General features: G+C 70.3%; 16 protein-coding genes and 1 tRNA gene. 11 read left to right on the top strand and 6 right to left on the bottom strand.

Annotated elements, in window-relative coordinates; genetic code table 11:
* Positions 1-40: 40 nt before the first annotated feature.
* Both V3T34_RS07330 and V3T34_RS07335 read right to left on the bottom strand, forming a co-directional pair.
* Positions 41-2,713 carry a circularly permuted type 2 ATP-grasp protein gene (locus V3T34_RS07330; protein ID WP_305079182.1) on the bottom strand — a complete coding sequence of 891 codons (2,673 nt, stop codon included), beginning with the start codon at positions 2,711-2,713 and terminating at the stop codon, positions 41-43.
* The gene (locus V3T34_RS07335; protein WP_305079183.1) at positions 2,710-5,955 is read right to left on the bottom strand and encodes a transglutaminase family protein; all 3,246 of its coding nucleotides are present in this window, start codon (positions 5,953-5,955) and stop codon (positions 2,710-2,712) included. The genes V3T34_RS07330 and V3T34_RS07335 overlap by 4 nt, the downstream gene beginning before the upstream one ends.
* A 276-nt stretch (positions 5,956-6,231) precedes the next feature.
* On the opposite strand from V3T34_RS07335, the gene V3T34_RS07340 reads away from it, so the two are divergent.
* From V3T34_RS07340 to V3T34_RS07350, 3 genes are all read left to right on the top strand, one after another.
* Positions 6,232-7,392 (top strand): zinc-binding metallopeptidase family protein, encoded by a 1,161-nt coding sequence (locus tag V3T34_RS07340; RefSeq protein WP_305079184.1) that lies wholly within the window; start codon positions 6,232-6,234, stop codon positions 7,390-7,392.
* A 551-nt stretch (positions 7,393-7,943) separates the two neighbouring features.
* Positions 7,944-9,677: a dihydroxy-acid dehydratase gene (gene ilvD, locus V3T34_RS07345; protein WP_060847307.1), complete on the top strand. Its 1,734-nt coding sequence runs from the start codon at positions 7,944-7,946 to the stop codon at positions 9,675-9,677.
* The gene (locus V3T34_RS07350) at positions 9,664-10,515 is read left to right on the top strand and encodes a tetratricopeptide repeat protein (RefSeq protein ID WP_082742522.1); all 852 of its coding nucleotides are present in this window, start codon (positions 9,664-9,666) and stop codon (positions 10,513-10,515) included. The genes ilvD and V3T34_RS07350 overlap by 14 nt, the downstream gene beginning before the upstream one ends.
* Positions 10,516-10,568: 53 nt before the next feature.
* Here the strand turns inward: V3T34_RS07350 and V3T34_RS07355 are convergent, their stop codons facing one another.
* Positions 10,569-11,192, bottom strand: coding sequence for a glutathione S-transferase family protein (locus tag V3T34_RS07355; protein WP_060847306.1), 624 nt, complete (start codon positions 11,190-11,192; stop codon positions 10,569-10,571).
* Positions 11,193-11,336: 144 nt separating this feature from the next.
* Between V3T34_RS07355 and V3T34_RS07360 the strand changes: the two genes are divergently transcribed.
* Both V3T34_RS07360 and V3T34_RS07365 read left to right on the top strand, forming a co-directional pair.
* Complete coding sequence (locus V3T34_RS07360; RefSeq protein WP_305079185.1) at positions 11,337-11,648, top strand: hypothetical protein; 312 nt, start codon at positions 11,337-11,339, stop codon at positions 11,646-11,648.
* Positions 11,649-11,758: 110 nt separating this feature from the next.
* A complete protein-coding gene (locus tag V3T34_RS07365; protein ID WP_091890737.1) occupies positions 11,759-12,112 on the top strand; it encodes a hypothetical protein in 354 nt (117 codons plus the stop codon).
* A gap of 401 nt (positions 12,113-12,513) precedes the next feature.
* Here V3T34_RS07365 and V3T34_RS07370 read toward each other — a convergent pair whose 3' ends face one another.
* Positions 12,514-13,299 carry an AprI/Inh family metalloprotease inhibitor gene (locus V3T34_RS07370; protein ID WP_305079186.1) on the bottom strand — a complete coding sequence of 262 codons (786 nt, stop codon included), beginning with the start codon at positions 13,297-13,299 and terminating at the stop codon, positions 12,514-12,516.
* Positions 13,300-13,318: 19 nt separating this feature from the next.
* A complete protein-coding gene (locus V3T34_RS07375) occupies positions 13,319-14,275 on the bottom strand; it encodes a 2-hydroxyacid dehydrogenase (RefSeq protein ID WP_244538599.1) in 957 nt (318 codons plus the stop codon).
* 273 nt (positions 14,276-14,548) lie between these two features.
* Between V3T34_RS07375 and V3T34_RS07380 the strand changes: the two genes are divergently transcribed.
* The 6 genes from V3T34_RS07380 to V3T34_RS07405 all read left to right on the top strand — a co-directional run bounded on the left by V3T34_RS07380 (position 14,549) and on the right by V3T34_RS07405 (position 21,267).
* The gene (locus V3T34_RS07380; RefSeq protein WP_060847301.1) at positions 14,549-15,640 is read left to right on the top strand and encodes an ABC transporter ATP-binding protein; all 1,092 of its coding nucleotides are present in this window, start codon (positions 14,549-14,551) and stop codon (positions 15,638-15,640) included.
* Positions 15,641-15,729: 89 nt separating this feature from the next.
* Positions 15,730-17,040, top strand: a complete 1,311-nt coding sequence (locus V3T34_RS07385) for an ABC transporter substrate-binding protein (RefSeq protein WP_060847300.1) — start codon at positions 15,730-15,732, stop codon at positions 17,038-17,040.
* Positions 17,041-17,401: 361 nt separating this feature from the next.
* The gene (locus V3T34_RS07390) at positions 17,402-18,346 is read left to right on the top strand and encodes a carbohydrate ABC transporter permease (RefSeq protein ID WP_060847299.1); all 945 of its coding nucleotides are present in this window, start codon (positions 17,402-17,404) and stop codon (positions 18,344-18,346) included.
* A gap of 19 nt (positions 18,347-18,365) precedes the next feature.
* A complete protein-coding gene (locus V3T34_RS07395; protein ID WP_060847298.1) occupies positions 18,366-19,256 on the top strand; it encodes a carbohydrate ABC transporter permease in 891 nt (296 codons plus the stop codon).
* Positions 19,257-19,671: 415 nt separating this feature from the next.
* Complete coding sequence (leuC, locus tag V3T34_RS07400; RefSeq protein WP_091890724.1) at positions 19,672-21,087, top strand: 3-isopropylmalate dehydratase large subunit; 1,416 nt, start codon at positions 19,672-19,674, stop codon at positions 21,085-21,087.
* A gap of 95 nt (positions 21,088-21,182) precedes the next feature.
* Positions 21,183-21,267: transfer RNA gene (locus V3T34_RS07405), tRNA-Leu, on the top strand.
* Positions 21,268-21,425: 158 nt separating this feature from the next.
* On the opposite strand, the gene V3T34_RS07410 is transcribed toward V3T34_RS07405, so the two are convergent.
* Complete coding sequence (locus V3T34_RS07410) at positions 21,426-24,320, bottom strand: patatin-like phospholipase family protein (protein ID WP_305079187.1); 2,895 nt, start codon at positions 24,318-24,320, stop codon at positions 21,426-21,428.
* Between the last annotated feature and the right edge of the window lie 401 nt (positions 24,321-24,721).

A 24,721-nucleotide genomic window follows, 5' to 3' on the forward strand; every position in this document is an offset into this window, starting at 1 on the left:
ATCGTCCAGAGTGCCGGGCCCGGGGCCCGGGTGCCGCGGCTCAGGCCAGGGTGGCGAGGGTTTCCGGCCGCGCGGCATCCGACCCGCCGGGGAAATAGCGCGCGGCGACCGCCTCGGCGATCTCCCACAGGCGGGTCTCCCAGGCCGCCACCGCCTCGAGCGGCAGCGTGCCGGCCTCGGCGCCGGCGACCTCCCCGGCGAGGCTCGCGACGAGGCGCACCGGCGCCTCCGCCACCCCGTCCTGGCGCAGCGACGGCAGGCCGGCCAGGCGCTCGGCCAGGCGCTCGACCTGGAAGGCGAGGGAGCGCGGGTTGTAGGGATCGAGCAGCACCATGTCGCGCACCGGCGCCAGGGCGACCCCGAGGATGTAGCGCGCCCCGTAGGAGATGCGGGAATCGGAGAGCTCGAGCAGCACGCCGAGGTCGTCGGTGCTGGCGCCGGCCGCCCCGAACTCGAGGGCGAAGCGGCAGGCATGGACCGCGCGCTCGACCCGCCGGCCCAGGTCGACGAAGGCGAAGCCCCCGGCCCGGTTCATGTTCTCCTGGGCCAGGCCCGCGAGCGCCGCGGTGAGCGAGAGGGCGCGCTCGGCCCGGTCGAGGAGGGCGGCCTCCGAATCGGTCCCCTCGGCCGGGGCCTCCAGCACCTCCCGCAGGGACGAGAGCGCCCGCCAGGTCTCGCCCGACAGGCGCTCGCGCAGCGATGAGGCGTTGCGCCGGGCCGACAGGGCGTGGGCGAGCGCCGAGCCCCACATCCCCCCGTCCGAGAGGGCATGGTGGGCGAGCCGGGCGGCCGGCCCCTCCGTCGCCGGCACGGCGCCCCAGGCGTGCAGCAGGGCACGGATGCGAGCCGAGGTGGCGCGATCCTCGGTCGCCATCGAGACGCTGCCGGCTCCGTCGAGCAGGCAGGCGGTGAGGCGGATCACCGCCTCGGCCCGCTCCAGGTGGCGGCCGAGCCAGAACAGGTTGTCGGCGGCCCGGCTCGGCAGCAGGCCGGGCACCCGGCGCACCGCGACCCGGTCGCTCGGCGGCAGGAGGCTCGCCTGCGCGGCGGTTGAGCCGTCGGAGAGCACCCAGACGTCGGCGGCGCGCACCCCGGCCCCCATCGCCACCGGGCGCACGTCCGGCGTCTCGGAGATGCGGCAGAAGCCGCCGGGCATCACCCGCCAGCCCTCGGGCGTCGCGGCTGCGAAGACCCGGAGCACGAAGGGGCGCGGCACCAGCCGGGTGCCGTCCCAGACCGGGGCGGTGGAGAGGCGCACCGGCTCGTGGGCGACGAGGTCGCCGGGCCGGTCGCGCAGCACCCCGCGCAGGCGCGCGGTCTCGGCCGCGTCGCGTCCCCCGCCGAAGGCGCGGCTGCTGAACGCCCCCTGCGCCGGGGCGGCGGCCGGGCGGAAGGCCAGATAGTCGAACCGCTCCAGCACGGCGTCGCGCTGGGCGGGGTCGCCGCACCACCAGGTCGGCAGGCCGGGCAGGCGCAGGGGCTCGCCGAGGAGGTGCCGGCACAGCGCCGGCAGCGAGGCGGCGAGCCAGGCGCTCTCGACGAGGCCGGTGCCCGGCATGTTGCCCATCGCCACCGCACCGGCACGCAGCGCCTCGACGAGGCCCGGCGCGCCGAGGCGCGAGGCGGGGTTGAGCTCCAGGGGATCGACGAAGTCGCCGTCGATGCGGCGCCAGAGCACGTCGACCCGCTTGAGGCCGGCCACCGTGCGGATGAACACCAGCCCGTCGCGCACCAGGAGGTCGTCGCCCTCCACCAGGGCGAAGCCGAGATAGCGGGAGAGCACCGCCTGCTCGACATAGGTGTCGCTGTAGGGCCCCGAGGTCATCAGCCCGATGCGCGGCTCCTCGCGGGAGGCCGTGGCGGCGAGGCCGTCGCGAAACGCCTGGAAGAACGAGGCGACGCGCTCGACGTCGAGCGCGGCGTAGACCTCCGGCAGGGCCCGGGCCATCACGAGCCGGTTCTCCAGGGCGTGGCCGGCGCCCGACGGCGCCTGGGTCCGGTCGGCCAGCACCCGCCAGGCGCCGTCCGGCCCGCGGGCGAGGTCGGCGGCGTAGAAGTGCAGGTGGCGCCCGCCCGAGGGGGGCACACCGACCAGGGGGCGCAGGAATTCCGGGTCGCCCGCGACCGCCGCCGCCGGCACGAGGCCGGCCCGGGCGAGGGCACCCTCGCCGTAGAGGTCGCCCAGAACCGCCTCGAGCAGCTCGGCGCGCTGCGCCACCCCGGCGGCGATCGCCTGCCACTCGGTCCTCTCGATCAGGAGCGGCAGGGCGCCGATCGGCCAGTCGCGCTCGGTCGTGTCGCCGTAGGCCCGGTAGGCGATGCCGGTGCCGTGGATGTGCCGCCCCGCCGCGGCGAGCCGGGCGGCGATCTCGCAATCCGGCAGCCCGGCGAGGTGGCCCAGGAACCGGGCCCAGGCCGGCCGCAGGGCGCCGTCCGCCGAGACCAGCTCGTCGGGCAGGCCCGGCTGGGCGGCGTAGCCGGCGGTCCAGCGCGCCAGGCGCGCCTCGGGGTCGTCCTCCCGGGCCGGCTCGATCCAGCCCAGGCAGTCGCGGTCGTCCGGATCCCCGCCCGACGCGCCTCGCGCCGGGCCGCCCTGCGCCGCCGGGCCGTCGGCGACCGGCCCCGAAGCCCCGGGCTCCCCGTCGCCGGGATCCCGGTCGACGAGCCCGTTCCCGGGGAGCGTATCGCCCGGCGCCGTCCCCGCCGCGCTCATCGCGGCGCGGGCGTGCGCAGGTCGAGGGTGAGCGGGAACTCGCGCCGGGGCTCCTCCGGCGGCGTGCCGACCCGGCCCGGGGTGTGGCCGTTCTCCTGGAAGCGGGCGAGGCGGCGGCCTTCCGCCTCGTAGGTGTTGATCGGGAAGGTCTCGTAGTTGCGCCCGCCCGGATGGGCGACGTGGTAGACGCAACCGCCGAGGGAGCGCCCGCTCCAGCTGTCGAGCACGTCGAAGGTGAGCGGCGCGTGGACCGGCAGCGTCGGGTGCAGGGCCGAGGCCGGCTGCCAGGCCTTGAAGCGCAGGCCCGCCACCGCCTCGCCGGAGCGGCCGGTATCGGTCATCGGCAGGCGCCGCCCGTTGCAGGTGACGACGTGCCGGCTCGGCACGTAGCCCGTCACCTTCACCTGCAGCCGCTCGACCGACGAATCGACGTAGCGCACGGTGCCGCCGATGGCGCCCTCCTCGCCGAGAACGTGCCAGGGCTCCAGCGCCTGGCGCAGCTCGAGCTTCACGCCGCCGCGCTCGACCTCGCCGTAGCGCGGGAAGCGGAACTCGGCTTGCGCCTCGTACCAGGCCGGATCGAAGGCGTAGCCGGCCCGGCCGAGATCGGCGAGGACCGAGGAAAAATCCTCCCACAGGAAGTGGGGCAGCATGAAGCGGTCGTGGAGGGCCGTGCCCCAGCGCACGAACCCGCCCTCCTGCGGCTCGCGCCACAGCCAGGCGACGAGGGCGCGCAGCAGCACCTGCTGGGCGAGGCTCATCCGTGCCTCGGGCGGCATCTCGAACGAGCGGAACTCCAGGAGGCCGAGCCGCCCGGTCGGGCCGTCCGGGGAGTAGAGCTTGTCGATGCAGATCTCGGACCGGTGGGTGTTGCCGGTCACGTCCGTGAGGATGTTGCGGAAGAGCCGGTCGACGAGCCAGAGCGGCACCTCGGGCCCGCCCGGCGGCGGCACCTGGGCGAGGGCGATCTCGAGCTCGTAGAGCCCGTCGTGGCGCGCCTCGTCCATCCGCGGCGCCTGGCTGGTCGGGCCGACATAGAGTCCGGAGAACAGGTAGGACAGGGACGGGTGGCGCTGCCAGTAGAGCACCAGGCTCTTCAGCAGGTCGGGCCGGCGCAGGAACGGCGAATCCGCCGGGGTCGAACCGCCGAGCACGACATGGTTGCCGCCCCCCGTCCCGGTATGGCGCCCGTCGGTCATGAACTTCTGCGCGCCGAGCCGGGTCTGGCGGGCATCCTGGTAGAGCCCGGTGGTGATCTCGACGGCCTCGCGCCAGGTCGCGGCCGGCTGGACGTTGACCTCGATCACGCCGGGATCGGGCGTGACCTTGATCACCGCGAGGCGCGGATCGTAGGGCGGCTCGTAGCCCTCGACGTGGAGCGGCTGGCCGATCTCGGCGGCGGCCTCCTCCAGGACGGAGAGGAGCGCGAGGTACTCGTCCACCCGCTCGATCGGCGGCATGAACACGCACAGCACGCCGTCCCGCGGCTCGATCGCCAGGGCGGTGCGCACCGCGACGCCGACCGGGGCGGGCTTGCGCGCAGGCTTGACGCCGGGCCTGAGGGGCCCGCGCTGCTCCACGGGGTCCTGGGGCACGTAGTACGGGTAGGCGCCCGGCGGCACGTAGGGCAGCGAGGCGAGCGGCAGGCGGAAGCCCGCCGGGGAATCGCCCGGCACCAGGTAGATCGCGCCGCGCTTGAGCTGCCAGGCCTCCGACACCCAGTGCCGCTCGGGGCCGACCGCGACGTTGGCGAGCGGCAGCACGTAGCCGACGGCCGTCTCGAGACCGCGGGTGAAGACCCGCGCCATCCGGGCCTGCGATTCCGCGTCGCCGACCTTCGGATCGAGGGGCGTGACGTTGACCGGCAGCTCGGCGAGCTTGCGCTCCCAGTGCTCGGGATCCTCGAAGAGCGGCTGGATGTAGGGCGAGAGGCCGAGCCGGCGGGCGAGCCCGCGCATCAGCGCCTCGGCCTCCTCGAGGCCGGCCTCGCGCGGGCCGGTCTCGGAGGCGATGAGGTCCGGGTCGCGCCAGACAGGCGTGCCGTCCTTGCGCCAGTAGAGCGCGAAGGCCCAGCGCGGCAGGCTCTCGCCCGGGTACCACTTGCCCTGGCCGTAATGCAGGAACCCGCCGGGGCCGAAGCGGTCGCGCAGGCGCCGGATCAGCTGGTCGGCCAGCCCCCGCTTCGTCGGGCCGACGGCGGCGGCGTTCCATTCCGGCGATTCGAAGTCGTCGACCGACACGAAGGTCGGCTCGCCGCCCATGGTCAGGCGCACGTCCTGCCCGGCGAGATCGCGGTCGATCCGCTCGCCGAGCGCGTCGAGGGCGGCCCAGGCCTCGTCGGAGAAGGGCTTGGTCACCCGCGGCGCCTCGGCGACCCGGGTGACGGTCATGGCGAAGTCGAACGCGACCTCGGCCGGCTCGGCGAGGCCGGAGATCGGCGCCGCCGAGCGGTAATGCGGCGTCGCGGCGAGCGGGACGTGGCCCTCGCCGCACAGGAGGCCCGAGGTCGCGTCGAGCCCGATCCAGCCGGCGCCCGGCACGTAGGCCTCGGCCCAGGCGTGGAGGTCGGTGAAGTCGGTGGTGGTGCCGGCCGGCCCGTCGACCGCCGTGGTGTCGGGCACCATCTGGAGGAGGTAGCCGGAGACGAAGCGGGCGGCGAGACCCAGGCGCCGCAGCACCTGCACCAGCAGCCAGGCCGAGTCGCGGCACGAGCCGCTGCCCTTCCTGAGCGTCTCGGCCGGGGTCTGCACCCCGGGCTCCATCCGCACGACGTACGACACCGTGTCCCGGACGAGCGCGTTCAGCGCCACCAGGAACTGCACGGTGTTGGGCTCGGCCGGCAGCCGCGCCATCAGGGCGTCGACCTCGGGTCCCCCCTCCTCGACCGCGAGGTAGGGGCCGAGCTCGGCCTTCAGCTCGTCCGGATAGGCGAAGGGCCGGGTCTGCGCGTAGTCCTCGACGAAGAAGTCGAACGGGTTGATCACCGACATGTCGGCGACGAGGTCGACCTCGACGCGGAATTGCGTCGTCTTCTCGGGGAAGACCAGCCGGGCGAGCCAGTTGCCGTTCGGGTCCTGCTGCCAGTTCACGAAGTGGTTGGCCGGGGTGACCTTGAGGGCGTAGCTCTCGATCCGGGTCCGCGTATGCGGCGCCGGGCGCAGGCGGATCACCTGCGGCCCGAGGGAGATCGGCCGGTCGTAGGTGTAGGACGTGACGTGGTGCAGGGCGGCCTTGATCGACACGACGACTCCGAACCTTGATGCTGGAAGAAGGGGCGCCCGCCGGCCTGTCCGCGCGTTCGAGGGCGTTTTACACCTTGGCCGGGCCCGCGTCAGCCGCCGCGTCGCGGGCGTCAACCGGTGTCGCGTCTCTCTACGTCATCGCGAGGCCTCGTCCCGGGCGGCTGGCCGAAATTAAGGCAAGTCCCGTGCCGTCGGCGGCGGAACTTCCGACCGGTATCCGTCCTTGGTGAGCCATGGCCCCGCTCGGCATCCGGCCGGGGCCCGCCGGACGCCGCGATGAAGATCTTCCAGTGCCAGGCCTGCGCTCAGCCGGCCCATTTCGAGGCCGATGCCTGCGAGAGCTGCGAGTGCCGCCTCGGCTACGACCCGGACCTCGCCGACCTGACCGCCATGGTCCCGGCCAGCTCGCGCTGGCGCGGGCTGGCCGACGCGCGCCGCCGCTACCGCCCCTGCGCCAACCGCGAATCGGGGGGCTGCAACTGGCTCGTGCCCGCGGGCTCGGCGGAAACGTTCTGCGTCGCCTGCCGGCACAACCGGGTGGTGCCCGACCTGTCGATTCCCTGGAACCAGACTCGCTGGCGCGAGGTCGAGGCCGCCAAGCGCCGGCTGTTCTACGCCATGCTGCGGCTGCGCCTGCCGCTCGCCTCGCGGCGCGAGGACCCGGCCGGCCTCGCCTTCGACTTCCTGGTCGATCCGGCGGAATCCTACCTGATCGGCCCGCCGGTGCTGACCGGGCACGACAACGGCCTCATCACCCTCAACATCGCGGAGGCCGACGACGTCGAGCGCGAGCGCCGGCGCACGCAGTTCGGCGAGCATTACCGCACATTGCTCGGGCACTTCCGCCACGAGATCGGGCATTATTTCTGGAACGTGCTGGTGCGGGCCGATCCCTGCCTCGAGGCGTTCCGGGCGGTGTTCGGCGACGAGCGGGCGGATTACGGCGCCGCGCTCCAGCGCCACTACGCGCACGGCCCGGCGGAGGGCTGGCAGGAGACCTTCGTGTCGACCTACGCCACCTCCCACCCCTGGGAGGACTTCGCCGAGACCTGGGCCCACTACATGCACATCGTCGACACGCTGGAGACCGCCAGCCAGTTCGGGGTGCGGGTGCAGCCCAAGCTCCAGGCCGGGCCGGCCCTGCACGCGCCGATCACGCTCGCCGCGAAGGTCGATTTCGATCCCTACCGCAGCCCGGATTTCGGCCGGCTCATCGAGGCCTGGCTGCCGCTGACCTTCGCGATGAACTCGCTCAACCGCAGCATGGGCCAGCCCGACCTGTATCCGTTCCGGATGACCCCGGCGACGATCGGCAAGCTCTCCTTCGTCCACGACCGCATCTACGCCCGCACCGACGCGACGGAAGCCGAGGCCGGCGCGCTCCGGGCGGTGATCGCGGGACTGCGCCACCCGGTGGCGGCGCCGCGCTCGGCCTGAGAGGCAGATTTCGCGGAGGCGGCATCCGGTTCTGCGACGAAAATCTGCGACGAAACAAGGGTCTAAGCAGGCGCGCGGCCCGCACCGGGCACGAAGCGACGGCCCGTCGGCCGCCCGCAGCGGGGGGGCCGCGGCGCCACGAATGCCCCGTCCCGGCCCCGACATCCGCACGAACCCGCCTCAAGCCGGGCACAAACGGCCGCCATGTAGAGGCCGGCTTCCGACGGACATCCCCACCCCCCGCCGGACGTCCGCCGCAAGCTTAGCTGTGGCGAGGTCGCAACACCCCGAAAGCATCCCAGGTTTGCCTCAGACCGCACTTTGCTCCGCCGCGTTCCCGCCATAAACCGGCGGCACCTCAACGGCCACGTTAAGCGATTGTCCCTACAGCGCTTTATCGCGGTCATTCGGGGGTTGCCGGAGATCACGGGCGGCGCTGGCGGACCGGCCCTCGGGTGGCATCGTTTCGCGCACGCCGTCCCGGGACGGCGCAGGGAGCGGGACCGGGGCAAAACCGGCCTTTCAAGAAACCACGGGTACGGGACAGGGCCATGGACGCGCGTCACACCACCGACAAATCGAAGCTGCCCAGCCGCCACGTGACCGAGGGTCCCGACCGCGCGCCGCATCGCTCGTACCTGTACGCCATGGGGCTGACCCGCGAGCAGATCCACCAGCCGCTGATCGGCGTGGCGTCGTGCTGGAACGAGGCGGCGCCCTGCAACATCTCGCTGATGCGCCAGGCCCAGGCCGTGAAGAAGGGCGTGGCCTCGGCCGGCGGCACCCCGCGCGAGTTCTGCACCATCACGGTCACCGACGGCATCGCCATGGGGCATCGCGGCATGCGCGCCTCGCTGCCGTCCCGCGAGGTGATCGCCGACTCGGTCGAGCTGACCATGCGCGGCCACGCCTACGACGCGCTCGTCGGCCTCGCCGGCTGCGACAAGTCCCTGCCCGGCATGATGATGGCGATGGTGCGCCTCAATGTGCCCTCCGTCTTCATCTATGGCGGCTCGATCCTGCCCGGCACCTTCCGGGGTCAGCCCGTCACCATCCAGGACCTGTTCGAGGCGGTCGGCAAGCACTCGGTCGGCGCGATGAGCGACGACGACCTCGAGGAGCTGGAGCAGGTCGCCTGCCCGTCGGCCGGCGCCTGCGGCGCGCAGTTCACCGCCAACACCATGGCGACCGTCTCCGAGGCGATCGGCCTGGCGCTCCCGTACTCGGCCGGTGCGCCCGCCCCCTACGAGATCCGCGACCGGTTCTGCGCCACCGCCGGCGAGATGGTGATGGAGCTCCTGGCCAAGAACATCCGCCCGCGCGACATCGTCACCCGCCGTGCGCTCGAGAACGCCGCGACCGTGGTGGCGGCATCGGGCGGCTCGACCAACGCCGCCTTGCACCTGCCGGCGATCGCGCACGAATGCGGCATCGAGTTCGACCTGTTCGACGTCGCCGAGATCTTCAAGCGCACCCCCTACATCGCCGACCTGAAGCCCGGCGGGCGCTACGTCGCCAAGGACCTGTTCGAGGTCGGCGGCATCCCGCTGCTGATGAAGACGCTGCTCGACGGCGGCTACCTCCACGGCGACTGCCTGACGGTGACCGGGCGGACCATCGCCGAGAACCTCGCCAAGGTGGCCTGGAACGCCAACCAGGACGTGGTGCGGCCCTCCAGCCAGCCGATCACCGCGACCGGCGGCGTGGTGGGCCTCAAGGGCAACCTGGCGCCGGAGGGCGCGATCGTGAAGGTCGCCGGCATGCCGCCGGAGAAGCAGACCTTCGCCGGCCCGGCGCGCGTCTTCGACACCGAGGAGGCCTGCTTCGAGGCGGTGAAGAACCGCACCTACAAGGAGGGCGAGGTCCTGGTGATCCGCTACGAGGGCCCGCGCGGCGGCCCCGGCATGCGCGAGATGCTGGCGACCACCGCCGCCCTCTACGGCCAGGGCATGGGCGACAAGGTGGCGCTTATCACCGACGGGCGCTTCTCGGGCGCCACCCGCGGCTTCTGCATCGGCCATGTCGGGCCGGAAGCGGCGGTGGGCGGCCCGATCGGCCTGCTCAAGGACGGCGATCTCATCCGCATCGACGCGATCCAGGGCACGCTCTCGGTCGACCTCTCGGACGAGGAGCTGGCCCAGCGCCGCGCGGCCTGGCAGCCGCGGGCCAACGATTCGACCTCGGGCTACCTGTGGAAATACGCGCAGACCGTCGGCCCGGCGGTGAACGGCGCGGTGACGCATCCGGGCGGGGCCCAGGAGACGCTCTCCTATGCGGATATCTGAGGCCGGCCTGCCCCGTCGGGCGGGCCGCCGGTTCCTCCTCGCGCTTCTCGGCCTCGTCATGGCCGGGGCCGGCCCGACCGCGGCGCTCGACGCCGCGGTGCGGACCCCGGTGCCGGCCGCGACGGGCTACCGCAACGCCCGCGAGGCGATGCGGACGGGCATGCGCGACTACAATGCGGGCGACAAGGAAGGCGCCGCCCGCGCCCTCGAATACGCCGCCGGGCAGGGCCACGCGCTGGCCCTGTGGAAGCTCGGCCGCATGTACGCGGAGGGCGACGGCGTCCCGCACGACGACCTCAAGGCGTTCGAGTTCTTCTCGAAGATCGCCGACGAGAACGCCGACGAGGGCCCGGAGGCGCCGAATGCCGGCGTGGTGGCGAGCGCCTTCACGGCGCTCGGCCGCTACTTCCTCGACGGGATCAAGGGCTCCTACGTGCGCTCGAACGTCGAGCGCGCCTACGACATGTTCAACTACGCGGCGACCTACTACGGCGACCCGAACGCGCAGTACAATCTCGCCCGGCTCTACCTCGACGGCACCGGCGTGACCCAGGACCCGCGCCAGGCGGCGCGCTGGTTCAACCTCGCCGCCGAGAAGGGGCATCCGGCGGCCCAGGCGCTGCTCGGCCAGCTCCTGATCAACGGCCAGGGCGTCACCGTGCAGCGCGCCCGGGGCCTCGCTTGGCTGACGCTGGCCCGCGATGCGGCGGACGGGCCCAAGGACCAGTGGATCGTCACCCTGCAGGAGCAGGCAATGGCGGCCGCCAACGAGCGCGACCGGGCCGAGGCCCAGTCCCAGGTCGACGGCTTCTACCGCCGCAGCGCCAAGGGACGATGATGAAAGCCGGGCGCTGAGCGAGGGGACGGCGTCCCGCCCCCTCGCCTCCCGCCTCAGCCCTGGCGGGCCGCGATCGCCGTCTTGAACGACGGGCGCTCCAGGATGCCGGTCACGTAGGCCGCGAGGCGCGGCCAGCGCCCGGCATCGACCGTCTCGCCGGCGAGACGCAGGTTGTGGAAGCTCGTCGCGACCGAGATGTCGGCCAGGCCGAACGCGCCGCCGACAAGGAACTCCCCATCGATCTGCCCCTCCAGGTAGTCGTAGAGCCGCGGCAACTCCTCGCCGAGGCACTTGGCCACCACGGCCTCGTCGCAGGGCTGGTTCATCATCTTCGGCCGCAGCACCCGCTGCACGAACGGCTTGATCAGGACCGGGAACAGCTCGGTATCGCCGAACTCGTCGAACCAGATCGCCCGGCCGAGATCCCGGGCCTCCGTCGGCAGCAAAGCCGGCGCCGGATGCTTGCGCTCCAGGTAGTGGATGATCGCCGAGGAATCGGCCAGCAGGAAGCCGTCGTCGTCGAGCGCCGGGATCTTGCCGAGCGGGCTCGCGGCCTGGAAGCGCGGATCGGGGTCGTGGAAGCGCAGCGGCACGTGCTGGACCTCGACGCCCTTCTCGGCGAGGACGACCAGCACCTTGCGGACGAAGGGCGACAGGCTGGTGCCGTAGAGTTTCATCGGGTGTTCTCCCTCGCGGCCGGGAGGCCGCCGAGGCGGATATCGCGCCCGGCCGGCCGGTTGACACCCCTCCCCGGCCTGGAAACCGCGGGGCCGCGCGGCCATACTCCGCCCCGGCCGTTCCCGGCCCGGAAAGGCCGATCCGTGGACGATACCTTCGAACTGCGCGAGCGCCTGTCGCGCGCCTGGCGGGCGGTGTTCGACAACGCCGTCGCGGCCGGCACCCCGCCCGATGCGGTGGTCGAGACGATGACGGCGGTGGCCCATGCGCGCTTCGCCGAATTGTTCGGCACCGCCGCCGCGGCGAGCTACCTCGCGCTGCTCGCCGAGCAGATGCGCGACGTCGATCATGACGAGGCCGAGATCCTGATCCGCGGCGAGGCGCCCGGGCCGGCGCCGTTCGACGAGGCGATGCCGGCGATGGATCCGGTCTGGATCGAGCGCGATCCGGCCTGACGCAGGCGCGTGCGCTCGCGCACATGACGGGGGGTGGGCTCGGGAACGCCGAGCGGACTCGGCGCTTCCGTCGGGCAGGATCAACCCCGTGCCCTTGCACGAGCGCAGCCATGATCGTTCGGCCACTTCTCGTCGCCGCTGCCTGGGCGGCCTTCTGCTTCACGGCCCAGCCACACCGGGAGCCGGCCTCCCCGCAGGATCCGGTGCTCCTCACCGGCATCGAGGCCGATCTCGCCAGCCGCCGCTGCGACGGCGTGCGGATCGACGCGGAGCATTTCCGGACCTTCTCGTCGCAGGTGCAGCTCAACCACGCCGACTTCTTCCAGAAGACCCGGTCCGCCCGCCTGCAGGCCGCCCTCGACGACCTCGACGGCCGGCTCCGCACCGACCGCCAGGCGGCCTGCGCGGCGATCTGGGTGGCGTACGGGCCCGGAAGCCCGTTGCAACTGTTGCGGCGGGGGTGAGGCAGGACTGGATTAAGACAAGAGAATCCGAGAGCGTGTCATGCACTGTTTCTGACATGCCTGATCCGCACAAGTCGGCGTCCCGACCTGGCTGCGGTCATCCTCGTTCCCCGGCATGACGCGTGGCACCGCCAGGTGCACCGGCGTGTCCACCGTCCTTCGATCGCGACTGCGACGTTCGGGTCAGATCCTCTCCGGATATGGGACCTTGGCGGCGTCCTCCCCCGGAATCACGGCGAGGCTGCCGACCTCGTTCGCAGCCGCGACGGCAACGGACGTCGAGGGCATCCACTGGCCTCGCTCGTGGAGCGTCGGGCACGGCCAGCGTGGACCGCAGGACCGCTGCTTCGAGGGCACGGCCCTGAGCGCCGACAGGCACCGGGGGACCTTCTGATGCGCCCTCACGGCTCCACCCGCCGGAGCAGGAAGGTGGTGCCGATCTCGGGGTCGCGGCGCCAGCGCCCCTCCCCCACCGGGATCAGCTCGACGCTGTGGCCGCGTCGCGCCACGAGGGTGAGGCGGCCGGCCTCGTAGTGCCAGGCGGTCGGATCGAACAGGGCGAGGCCGGGGTCGCGGCAGCCCTCCTGCACCTGGGCGGTCACTTGGGCGGTCACTTGGGCGGTCTCGGCCCGGAGCACCACCCGGCAGACGTCCTTCTCGACGAAGCGGTCCAGGGTGTAGAGCCCGGCCACCGAGGCGGCGGTCGAAGGTGCTCCGGCCCAATTCTCCGGACCGGCTCCGCGCAGGCTCGACGGGGTCGTCAGCGCGGCTTGCGTCACCAGCGGCGCTGCGGGCCGCGAGCTGGTCGGGATCGTGCCCGCCTGAGCCAGGCTGTAGCGCTCGCCGCCGGGGGTCTCGGCGCTGCGCGGGCCGTCGCCCTCGGGGCCCGCGAAGGCCAGCACCGGCTGGCCCTCCCGGTCGAGGAGCTGGATCATCTCCCCCTCCTGGCGCCAGCCGACGATGCCGTTGATCAGTGGCAGCGCCCGCCGGCAGCCGGCGGGGAAGCGCAGGGCCCGGCCCACGCTCCCGGGCTCCGCTCCCAGCATCAGGCCGCAGCGGCGGAAGCTGCCGTCCAGCGCCAGCTCCCACGGCCCCGCGACATCCGGGGGCGGGCTCGCCTCCTGCGCCGCCGCGCATCCCGCCCAGGTGAGGAAACCGAGGACGGGGAGGAGGCGGCGCAGGCGCATGGCGTGGCTCTCGGGTTCGTCAGGCCTTCCAGGGTGTCTCGGCCACCGGCGTCACCGGACCGTTGCCCTGGAACCAGGAGGTCAGGTTATCAACGACGAGCTGGCCCATCGCGTTGCGCGTATGGTGCGAGGCCGAGCCGACATGTGGCAGAAGAACCGCATGTTCCTGCCGGATGAGGGCGTCCGGCACCTTCGGCTCCTCGGCGAAGACGTCGAGGCCGGCGCTCTGGATCGTGCCGTCGGCCAAAGCTGCGGCGAGCGCGTCCTCGTCCACCAGCGTGCCGCGGGCGACGTTGACCAGCACGCCCTCAGACCCCAGCGCCTCCAGCACCTCGCGGCCGACGATGTTCTTCGTCTCGGGACCGCCGGGCGCCACCACCATCAGCACGTCGCAGGCCTTGGCCATCTCGATGAGCGAGGGGAAGTACTCGTAGGGTACATCCGACTGCTTGGTGCGGCCGTGATAGGCGATCGGCAGCCCGAAGGCGACGAGGCGGTGGGCGATCGCCCGGCCGATGCGGCCGAGCCCCAGGATGCCGACCTTGCGCCCGCGCAGCGTGCCGGTCAGCGGGTAGGGTTTCTCCAGCCACTTGCCCTGGCGCAGGTAGCGGTCGACCTGCGGGATCTGCCGCACGGTGGCGAGGAGCAGGCCGACGGCCAGGTCGGCGACCTCGTCGGTGAGCACGTCGGGCGTATTCGTCACCATCACGCCGCGCCGGCCGCAGGCCGCCGCGTCGATCGTATCGTATCCGACGCCGAAATTGGCGGCGATCTCGAGCTTCGGCAGCCGGTCGAGCAGGGCGTCGTTCACGTGGACATGGCTCACCGCCATGCCGCGGATCTTCGGCCCGACCTCGTCGAGGAAGCGCTCCTTGTCCTCCGCCAAGTCGCCGCGGTGGAGGGTGAAATGCCTCTCCAGGCTTTCGGTCACGAGCGGCGACATCGGCCGCATGATCAGAACATCTGTGGACTTCAAGCCTGTCTCCCGGTCTTTTCTGGCCATCCGACGATGGGCGCATGGCGAGGGCGCTTGATCTTGCGCCCCGCGCGCCCGATGATGGCCGCCAACACGAGAGGCGGCAAGACAGGCCGCCCCGTTCGACGGGTCGAGGAAACACCCCAATGAGCGCCAGACACCCTGATCGGGGCCCGCCTGTCGTGTGTTCGTCGTCTGCCTGTGGCAGCGCTGCCGTTTCGGTCCGCGCGCCGCGCGCGACCCTATTCTCATAGACACGACCACGAGGAGCCGATGGCCGGGCTGGAAATCAGGAACGTGCGCAAGTCGTTCGGGGCCACCCCGATCCTGCACGGCGTGTCGATCGACATTCAGGACGGGGAATTCGTGATCCTGGTCGGCCCGTCGGGCTGCGGGAAATCGACCCTGCTGCGCATGATCGCGGGGCTGGAGAACATCACGGCGGGCGAGATCCGGATCGGCTCGCGCGTCGTCAACGCGGTGCCGCCCAAGGAGCGCGACATCGCCATGGTGTTCCAGAACTACGCGCTCTACCCGCACATGACCGTGAAGGACAACATGGCCTTCTCGCTCAAGCTGAGGAAGGCCGCCAAGGAGGAGATCGAGAGCCGCGTCGGCCGCGCCGCGGCGATCCTGGGGCTGGAAAAACTCCTCGACCGCTATCCGCGCCAGCTCTCGGGCGGCCAGCGCCAGCGCGTCGCGATGGGGCGGGCGATCGTGCGCGATCCGCAGGTGTTCCTCTTCGACGAGCCGCTCTCCAACCTCGACGCCAAGCTGCGGGTGGCGATGCGGGCCGAGATCAAGGAGCTGCACCAGCGGCTTCGCACCACCACGGTCTACGTCACCCACGACCAGATCGAGGCCATGACCATGGCCGACAAGATCGTGGTGATGCATGACGGCGTGGTCGAGCAGGTCGGTGCGCCGCTCGAACTCTACGACCGGCCCGACAACATCTTCGTCGCCGGCTTCATCGGCTCGCCGTCGATGAACTTCCTGAAGGGCAAGATTTCGGGCGACACGTTCCGCACCGACAGCGGCCTGACCCTGCCGCTGCCGACCCGCGGCGCGCGCCCCGCCGACGGCATGCCGGCGGTCTACGGCCTGCGGCCGGAGCATGTCCGCCTGGCGGAGGGCGGCGTACCGGTCGAGGTCGCCGTGGTGGAGCCGACCGGCTCCGAGACCATGGTGCTGGTGCGCCCGCCCGGCGGCGGCACCCAGGCCATCGCCAACGAGGTCGCCCGCGACATCGCCTGCGTGTTCCGCGACCGGATCGGCGCCGGCCCGGGCGAGCGGATCGGCATCACCGCCGATCCCGCCCTCGTCCACCTGTTCGACGCCGAGAACGGCCGCCGGCTGAACTGAGCCGAGGACTTCCGGCCGGCGGCGGGACGCCATCCCGCCGCCGGCCGCGACCGATCAACGATCAGAACAATCCCGGGAGACACGCCACGATGTCAGCCTTCGATCGTCGCCAGATCCTCAAGGCGGGTGCCGCCCTCGGCCTCGCCTCCGCCGCGGGCCTCGAGGGCTTCGCCCGCGCCTGGGCCCAGGAGAGCCAGTGGAAGCCCGAGGCCGGCGCCTCGCTCAAGCTCCTGCGCTGGAAGCGCTTCATCCCCGCCGAGGACGAGGCCTTCATGCGCCTCGTCGATGCCTTCACTAAGGCCACCGGCGTACCGGTGAGCGTGACGAGCGAATCCTTCGACGACATCCAGCCCAAGGCCTCGGTCGCGGCCAATACCGGCCAGGGCCCGGACATGGTCTGGGGCCTCTACTCCTTCCCGGCCCTCTTCCCGTCGAAGTGCCTCAAGGTCGGCGACGTCGCGGACTATCTCGGCAAGAAGTACGGCGGCTGGCTGCCCACCGCCGAGGCCTACGGCAAGGTGAAGGGCGAGTGGATCGCCATTCCGATGGCGTTCAACGGCGGCTACCTCAACTACCGCATCTCGGCCATGAACAAGGCCGGCTTCCAGAAATTCCCGGAGGACCTCGACGGCTTCCTGGAACTCTGCAAGGCGATGAAGAAGAACAACACCCCGGCGGGCTTCGCGCTCGGCCACGCCACCGGCGACGCCAACTCGTGGATCCACTGGGCGCTGTGGTCGCATGGCGGCAACCTGGTCGACGCCAACGAGAAGATCATCATCAACTCGCCGGAGACCGCCAAGGCGCTCGAATACGTCAAGGCACTCTACGAGACCTTCGTGCCCGGCACGGTGTCGTGGAACGACTCGTCCAACAACAAGGCGTTCCTGTCGGGCGACCTGTACCTGACCAACAACGGCATCTCGATCTACGCCGCGGCGAAGAACGAGAAGAAGGACATCGCGGCGGACATGGACCACGCCGCCTACCCGGTCGGCAAGTCCGGCAAGCCGACCGAGTTCCAGCTCGCCTTCCCGATCCTGGCCTACACCTACACCAAGGCGCCGAACGCCTGCAAAGCCTTCATGGCCTTCGCGCTCGAGGCCCAGAACTACAACGCCTGGCTCGAATCGGCGCAGGGCTATCTCTGCCACCCGCTGCGGGCGTATTCCAACAACCCGATCTGGACCGCCGACCCGAAGAACAAGGTGTTCGGCGAGGCCTCGACCCGGACGCTGGCCGCCGGCGGTCTCGCCCCGGTGAGCGAGAAGGTGGCCGCCGTGCTCGCCGACTTCGTCGTCGTCGACATGTTCGCCTCCTACTGCACCGGCCGCGAGGACCTGAAGGGCGCGATCCGCACGGCGGAGAAGCAGGCCCAGCGGATCTTCCGGTCGGCCTGATGCGCTCACCCCCTCGTTCGAGAGGGCCGACAGCGTCACGCAGCGATCCGTGCGCATTCCCCTCTCCCCGCGGGTGGGGAGAGGGCTTTGGTGGCCTAGTCGTCACCAAAGCGAGGCGGTAGCCGAAGGTGAGGGGGTGTTCCCGGGTGAGACACCTCCGGGAGCACCCCCTCACCCTCGCTCCGGCTCCGCCTGCGCTCACTTCATCGACGACAAGGTCGATGAAGTCCTCTCCCCGCCCGCGGGGAGAGGAGAAACCCGCGTCTCATGCGGCGACGGATGAGTGCGGCAGTCCGATGATGCCGCTCTCGTCTGCCCCGAGACAGCCCGAGAACGAAAACACACCCGGAGGAGGCTCCCCGTGGCCGACATCGCCCTCGCCCGCCCCGCCGCGGCGGCGTCCACGACCGGCTCGGCCTGGAGCCGGCTGCGGACGAGCCGCGGCTGGCTGGGCTTCTGGTTCATGCTGCCGGCGGCCGCGATCCTGCTGCTGTTCCTGGCCTATCCGCTGGCGAAGGGCATCTGGCTCTCGCTCACCGACACCCGCATCGGGCGCGGCGGCAACTTCGTCGGGATCGAGAACTACGAATGGCTGTGGGACGACAGCGTCTTCTGGCTCTCGGTGTTCAACACGCTGGTCTATACGGGCTTCGCCTCGGTGGCGAAGTTCGGCATCGGCCTCTACCTGGCGCTGCTGCTCAACAAGCGGCTGCCGTTCAAGGCGCTGATCCGCTCGATCGTGCTGATCCCGTTCGTCGTGCCGACCGTGCTGTCGGCGCTGGCCTTCTGGTGGATCTTCGACAGCCAGTTCTCGATCATCTCGTGGTCGCTGCGCCATCTCGGCCTGCTCGACCACAACATCGACTTCCTGGGCGATCCGACCATGGCGCGGATCTGCGTGACCTTCGCCAACATCTGGCGCGGCGTGCCGTTCATCGCCATCACGCTGCTGGCCGGCCTCCAGACCGTCTCGCCCTCGCTCTACGAGGCGGCGACGATCGACGGCGCGACCCCGTGGCAGAACTTCCGCCACATCACCCTGCCGCTCCTCACCCCGATCATCGCCGTGGTGATGACCTTCTCGGTGCTGTTCACCTTCACCGACTTCCAGCTGATCTGGGCGATGACCCGCGGCGGCCCGGTCAACGCCACCCACCTGATGGCGACCCTGTCCTACCAGCGCGGCATCCTGTCGGGGAATCTCGGCGAGGGCGCGGCCATCGCCACCGCGATGGTGCCGTTCCTGATCTTCGCCATCGGGATCTCGTGGTTCGGCCTCCAGAACCGCAAGTGGCAGACCGGCTGACAAGAAGGATCGAACACCCATGGCCGCGACCACGACCGCCCACACCCCCGACGACAGCGAAGGCATGGCCTATCTCGACACGCTGCCCAAGCGCGTCGTCACGGTCTACCTGCCGCTCTTCGTCATCCTGGTGGTGCTGCTCTTCCCGTTCTACTGGATGGCCTTGACCGCCATCAAACCGGACGACCAGCTCATCGACATGGAGACCTACAACCCGTTCTGGGTGGTCTCGCCGACGCTCAAGCACATCACGAAGCTCTTGTTCCAGACCAACTATCCGCTGTGGCTCTGGAACACGATGATGATCTCGGTGGCGGCCACCGTGCTGTCGCTGTTCGCCAGCGTGCTCGCGGCCTACGCGATCGTGCGGATCCGCTACAAGGGCGCGGTGGCGGTCGGCGCGGCGATCTTCCTCGCCTACCTGGTGCCGCCCTCGATCCTGTTCATCCCGCTCGCCACCATCATCCAGGCCTACGGGCTCTACGATTCGCCCTTCGCCCTGGTGCTGGTCTACCCGACCATCCTGATCCCGTTCTCGACCTGGCTCCTGATGGGGTACTTCAAGACCATCCCCTACGAACTGGAAGAGTGCGCGCTCATCGACGGGGCGAGCCGCTGGCAGATCCTCGTCAAGATCATCCTGCCGCTGGCGGTGCCGGGGCTGATCTCGGCCGGGATCTTCTCGCTGACCTTGTGCTGGAACGAGTTCATCTACGCACTGACCTTCCTGTCCTCGACCCAGAACAAGACCGTGCCGGTGGCGGTGGTGAGCGAGTTCGTCGACGGCGACATCTACCGCTGGGGCTCGCTGATGGCGGGCGCACTCGTCGGCTCGCTGCCGCTGGTGATCCTCTACTCGTTCTTCGTCGAGCACTACGTCTCGGCCATGACCGGAGCGGTGAAGGAGTAAGACTCCGCTCAAGATCTGAAGGATGCGCTGCAGGATACGCTCCACCCCACCCGCGACCTCATCCTGGGGTGCGACCGAAGGGAGCCTCGAAGGAGGCCTCCGGAAAACGCACAGACGTCTGGAGGCCTCCTTCAGGGTCAGTCGATTCTCAATCGGCTGACACCTCAGGATGAGGTCGTGGGTGGGACGAGACCTGCCAGCGGCCAAGCATATTCCGACGCTGCCGGGGCCCCCGAGAGGCCGCGCGGCCGAAGATGGCGGTCGGGTCTCGGCGCCCTTGCGACGCCTGCATCCCCTTGCGGCGCCGCGGGGTCTACCCGTCGGCGGTTCAGGCGGTTACATGACGGGTCCGCCGCGTGCGCGCGCCACGCGCCCGGCCCTACCGTCAGGTCTTCGTGACAAGGCAAACACCCCGATGACTGCCCCTCGCACCCTCTACGACAAGATCTGGGACGACCACGTCGTCGATCGTCAGCCGGACGGCACCTGCCTCCTCTACATCGACCGTCACCTCGTCCACGAGGTCACCTCGCCCCAGGCCTTCGAGGGGCTTCGTCTCGCCGGGCGCCGGGTGCGCCACCCGGAGAAGACGCTGGCGGTCGTCGACCACAACGTCCAGACCTCGGATCGCAGCTTCGGCATCGAGGATCCCGAGAGCCGCACGCAGATCGACACGCTGGCCGAGAACGTCCGCGAGTTCGGCATCGAGTATTACGATGCCCTCGACAAGCGGCAGGGCATCGTCCACATCATCGGGCCGGAGCAGGGCTTCACCCTGCCGGGCCAGACGATCGTCTGCGGCGATTCCCACACCTCGACCCACGGCGCCTTCGGGGCGCTCGCCCACGGCATCGGCACCTCGGAGGTCGAGCACGTGCTCGCCACCCAGACGCTGATCCAAAAGAAGGCGAAGAACATGCGCGCCGTCGTCGACGGGCGCCTGCCCGCCGGCGTCGGCGCCAAGGACATCATCCTGGCGATCATCGGCGAGATCGGCACCGCCGGCGGCACCGGCCACGTGCTGGAATATGCCGGCGAGGCGATCCGCGGGCTCTCGATGGAGGGCCGGATGACGATCTGCAACATGTCGATCGAGGGCGGCGCCCGCGCTGGTATGGTCGCCCCGGACGAGACCACCTTCGCCTACATCAAGGACCGGCCGAAGGCACCGAAGGGCGAGGCGTTCGAGCGCGCCCTCGCCTACTGGCGCAACCTCGTGTCCGACGAGGGTGCGCATTTCGACCGCGAGATCCGGTTGGATGCCGCCAATCTCCCGCCGATCGTGACCTGGGGCACTTCGCCCGAGGACGTCGTCTCGGTCCAGGGCCGGGTGCCGGATCCGGCCTCGATCGAGGACGAGAACCTGCGCGTGTCGAAGGAGAAGGCCCTCTCCTACATGGGCCTGACCCCGGGCCAGAAGATCACCGACATCGCCCTCGACAAGGTGTTCATCGGCTCCTGCACCAACGGCCGGATCGAGGATCTGCGGATCGTCGCCCGCATGGTCGAGGGCAAGACGATCCACCCGAACGTGTCGGGCATGGTGGTGCCGGGCTCGGGCCTGGTGAAGCAGCAGGCGGAGGAGGAGGGTCTGGCCAAGATCCTGATCGCCGCCGGCTTCGACTGGCGCGAGCCGGGCTGCTCGATGTGCCTCGGCATGAACGCCGACCGCCTCAAGCCTCACGAGCGCTGCGCCTCGACCTCGAACCGCAACTTCGAGGGCCGTCAGGGCCACAAGGGCCGCACGCACCTCGTCTCCCCGGCGATGGCGGCGGCCGCGGCGATCGCGGGCCACTTCGTCGACATCCGCGAGTGGCCGACGGGAGCCTGATCCTGTCTCGCGAAACGGCGGAGTTCGGCGTTGACGCCGGCTCCGCCGCCGACTAAACGACTGACACCGGGGCGCCGCCAAGGCGACGCTCTAGGGCCCAGGTGGCGGAATTGGTAGACGCGCTGGTTTCAGGTACCAGTGGTGCAAGCCGTGGAGGTTCGAGTCCTCTCCTGGGCACCAACACCCTTCGAGGGTGTTGATGCCGCCTCGCGTAGGCGATCGAGCGATCTTTTTTATTAGCATCTCTGTTCGGGTCGCTTGATATGGCGACATCTCGGGGGTCATCGCATCGCTCGATGCGCCCGCCCCGTCGCCTTCGACGGAGCGGTGCACGAGCGTCAAGCGGATGCGTTGTGCAACCGCTCGGCTCCGAAGAAGACCCGCTCGAGGCCGGACACCTTCGACGCGACCTGGCCTAGCCCTGCCTCGGCCGCTATCTTGGTCTTCTCCAGCATCTGGTCCGCGAGATAGTCTCCGAGAGCACGGTAGCTCTCGAAATCGGTCTCGGTAAAGAACTGGTTCGCCGTCGTGTCGTGCGGGAAGTTCGCCTTGAGTGCCTGGAAGGCCCGCAGCGGCGCCGGTGCGTCCCCGGGAAGCCACGACTTGAGGTAGATGATCGAGCCGGTGACCGCTGGCTGATCCTGCGTCTCTGGGTAAGCCACTGATGCATAAGCGCCCTGGAGCGGCAGAGCGGGCTTGCCGACGGCAACCGACTGCAGGAAATTGACCTCGATTCCGAAATCGATCCTGGCCCGCTGCAGTACAGTGCCGAGGTCGTAATAAGCGTAGGCCTCGTCCTGTGCCGCATCGACAACGACGATACGGCTGCACCGCCGCCGCAGCATCTCGTACAAGCCGAGATTGTCGAAATGTCCGCCATCCGAGAGGTACACGAACGAGCTGTCGTCACTCGACATTCCGACGAGCTCCGACAAGATCGTCTTCACCCCATTGCGCGGGCCGCTCTGCAACGCGCTGTGCTTGTTGGTGACGGTCGCCGGGTTGGGAAGCCACGCCCCGAGCCGGACGTTGAACAGCGTCATCAGGAACGCGATCAGCGGCGAGGAATGATAGCCCATGTTGGGACTGACGGCCGCGCCCGAGAGCGTCACCACAGTGCCCAGCCGGATGCCGCGGCTGCTGTCGTCCTCGCCCACCTCCTTCTCCGAGCCGGCGTAGTCGCCGGTGCGCACGTAGGCCCCGTCTTTCAGCCAAGGCTTCCCCTTCTCGGTCCGCAGCAGGGAGGCGCCGCCGCATCGCAGCGGCGTGATCGTAAACGAGACCGCCTTGCGCGCCGCGCGTGCGGTGTCCTTGCCCGTCGTCCGATTGAGCGCGACGTTGATCACCGGAAAGAGCCGCCGTGCCGGGCCGGTCCGGTCGAACGCGTCGGCCACCCGCAGGTCGTCGAGCGGGTCGAAGCTGGTGTAGCGATCGGGCTGATGGTCGTGCCGGGCCGATCCCATGAAGGCCCGCACGATCCGGTTGCGGTACACCGCGTGCATCGAGAAGCGATTGAGATTGATCCGGCGGCCGACGAAGGCAATGATCAGGGCCATCACCATGATCAGGGCCAGGATGGCGGCGAGGGCCGCCCGGATCGGCGCGTTCGCGCCCGGCGCGTCGCCGATCTCCCGGGCTGCCGTGCTCCCGAGATACTCGACGGCGTTCCCGAGCACCGTCATGATCGTGACGCCAAACAACACGGCCGCTGCGACGAGGAGCCAGTCGAACGGCATCTTGGCGGCCTTCCCACCAGCCTGGCGGGAGCGCGAGAAGAGCGTGGTCGCGCTCTTGCCGAGAAGGGCCGCGACCGGCCCGGAGACCAGCGCTGAGACGGCCGCCGCCAGCGATCCGAACGTCGTTCGGCCGGAGAAGATCACCCACGGCAGCACGACCGTCACGACGCCGAGGACCGCGAAGGCGAGGACGAACCGCAGCTTGTTCGCGCTCAGGCGAGCCAGCCATTCCCGGTCGAGGTCGCTGCGCAGGCCATCCTGCCGGAAGGCGACGTAGAGCGCCGAGCGCAAGATCTCCATGACGACGATCCCCAGTGGCGCCGCCAGGGCGAGCCAGGCCGCGTCGGCTCCGACCACCAGATGGATCCCGGCCCCCAGCAGCAGGGCGGATACGGCCGCGCTGCCGATCCAGGCTAGCCAATTGGCGCGCAGGACGGCGAATCTCGCAGCCGATGTGATGCCCATGCCGACATACGCGGCGACGGCGACGAGGAAAGCGCCGACAGGCGCCAGCCAGAGCAGCATGGCGGGCCACGTCGTGCTCAGCTCCGGCAAAGAGTGAGAGTTCTGGGTCCGGCACTGGGGCGCGACCGTGACAGACGACTCGGCCGGGCAGGACCGATCGAGGATCTGCGCGACGGTCTGCATCGCCTGCGGACGGTGCAGGACCGGAGCGAGCGCCAGGGGCAGCAGGAAGGCCCAGACCAGCACCGGGACGACGATCCGGAATCGAATGGCACTGGCGCTCGCGCCGAATTTTTTCTCGACCGGCCGCGCCCGTCCGGCACGGATCTCGGGCGCCGCTGCCGCCGCCGCCACCGCCGTGGGGTCCACTTCCGGCTTCTCGTAGCTCGGCAGTTCCCGCAGCGTCACGCAGACGGACACGAGAAGCCCCAGCAGGGCGATGGCGAACAGCAACCAGGCCGGCAACCAGGCGGGCATCGCATCCGGGCGTGCCATCGCGCAAACCAGAGTGAAGTACAGGACCGGCACAGCGGCGATCGACAGCATCACCGGCAGGAAGAGCGTCCAATTGATGAACGTGTTGCGCAGCCACAGCACGATGCCCGCCCACGTATCGAGAGAGGCAAGGCCGGGGTTCGGGGTCAGGAAATTGGTGAAGCGGCGCAAGCGGTCGAGTTCGGGTTGCCGCGAGGCGACCTTCTCGGCGAGGATCGCCTGCGCCCTGACAATACCTTCGCTCTTTCCGGAGCCTCGATCACGGTCGTTTTGATCCGCGATCAGGCGCGTCAGCCAGCCCCCGGTGTAGCCGCCGCCCGAGACGGTCGACAGATAGTGGAATTCCGGCAGCAATCCGCGCCGCGCGAACGCCTGCAGGACTCCGAGGCACACGGCGGCACTGCGAATCCCGCCCCCGGACAGGCAGAGCGCCGCCGGCTGCTCGCTCCCAGCCAGACCAAGCGCATCGCGCTCTTCCTGCAGCGCCGTCTCGGCATCGACGACGAGCGCGTTCTTGTCCTGACCGGGGACGTTCATCGGCGTCCTCCGTTCGAAGACGGCGCCCGGCGGCCACGCGCCGCCGACGAAGCTACGATAATCATCGCAGAGTCCTCCCTGGTACGTACGATCTTGCCGCAAATATAATTCGATGAGGGCGCGCGACCGCGATCAGCAGATACTGCCGCCACACGCTCGCGCCGACACAATCCTACCGATACCCGCACCCGATCCGGTAGGAGCATCCCGATTACGGATTTCTTGAATTCCAGACTTACTCGTCGCTACGGTACGCCTAAGATTAACCACTTTTCTGATCAGCCCCCACGGGGTGGCCCGAGTGGAATGTTAGTGAACCGTGGGCCTTTCCACCACGGGTAGCTTGGCCGGCGGAGCCGGTCGGGCGAGCGCAGCCGGCCAAGCGGTTAAAGCTGGCACGA

The organism is Methylobacterium ajmalii (assembly GCF_036448855.1).
Classification (GTDB): Bacteria; Pseudomonadota; Alphaproteobacteria; order Rhizobiales; family Beijerinckiaceae; genus Methylobacterium; species Methylobacterium ajmalii.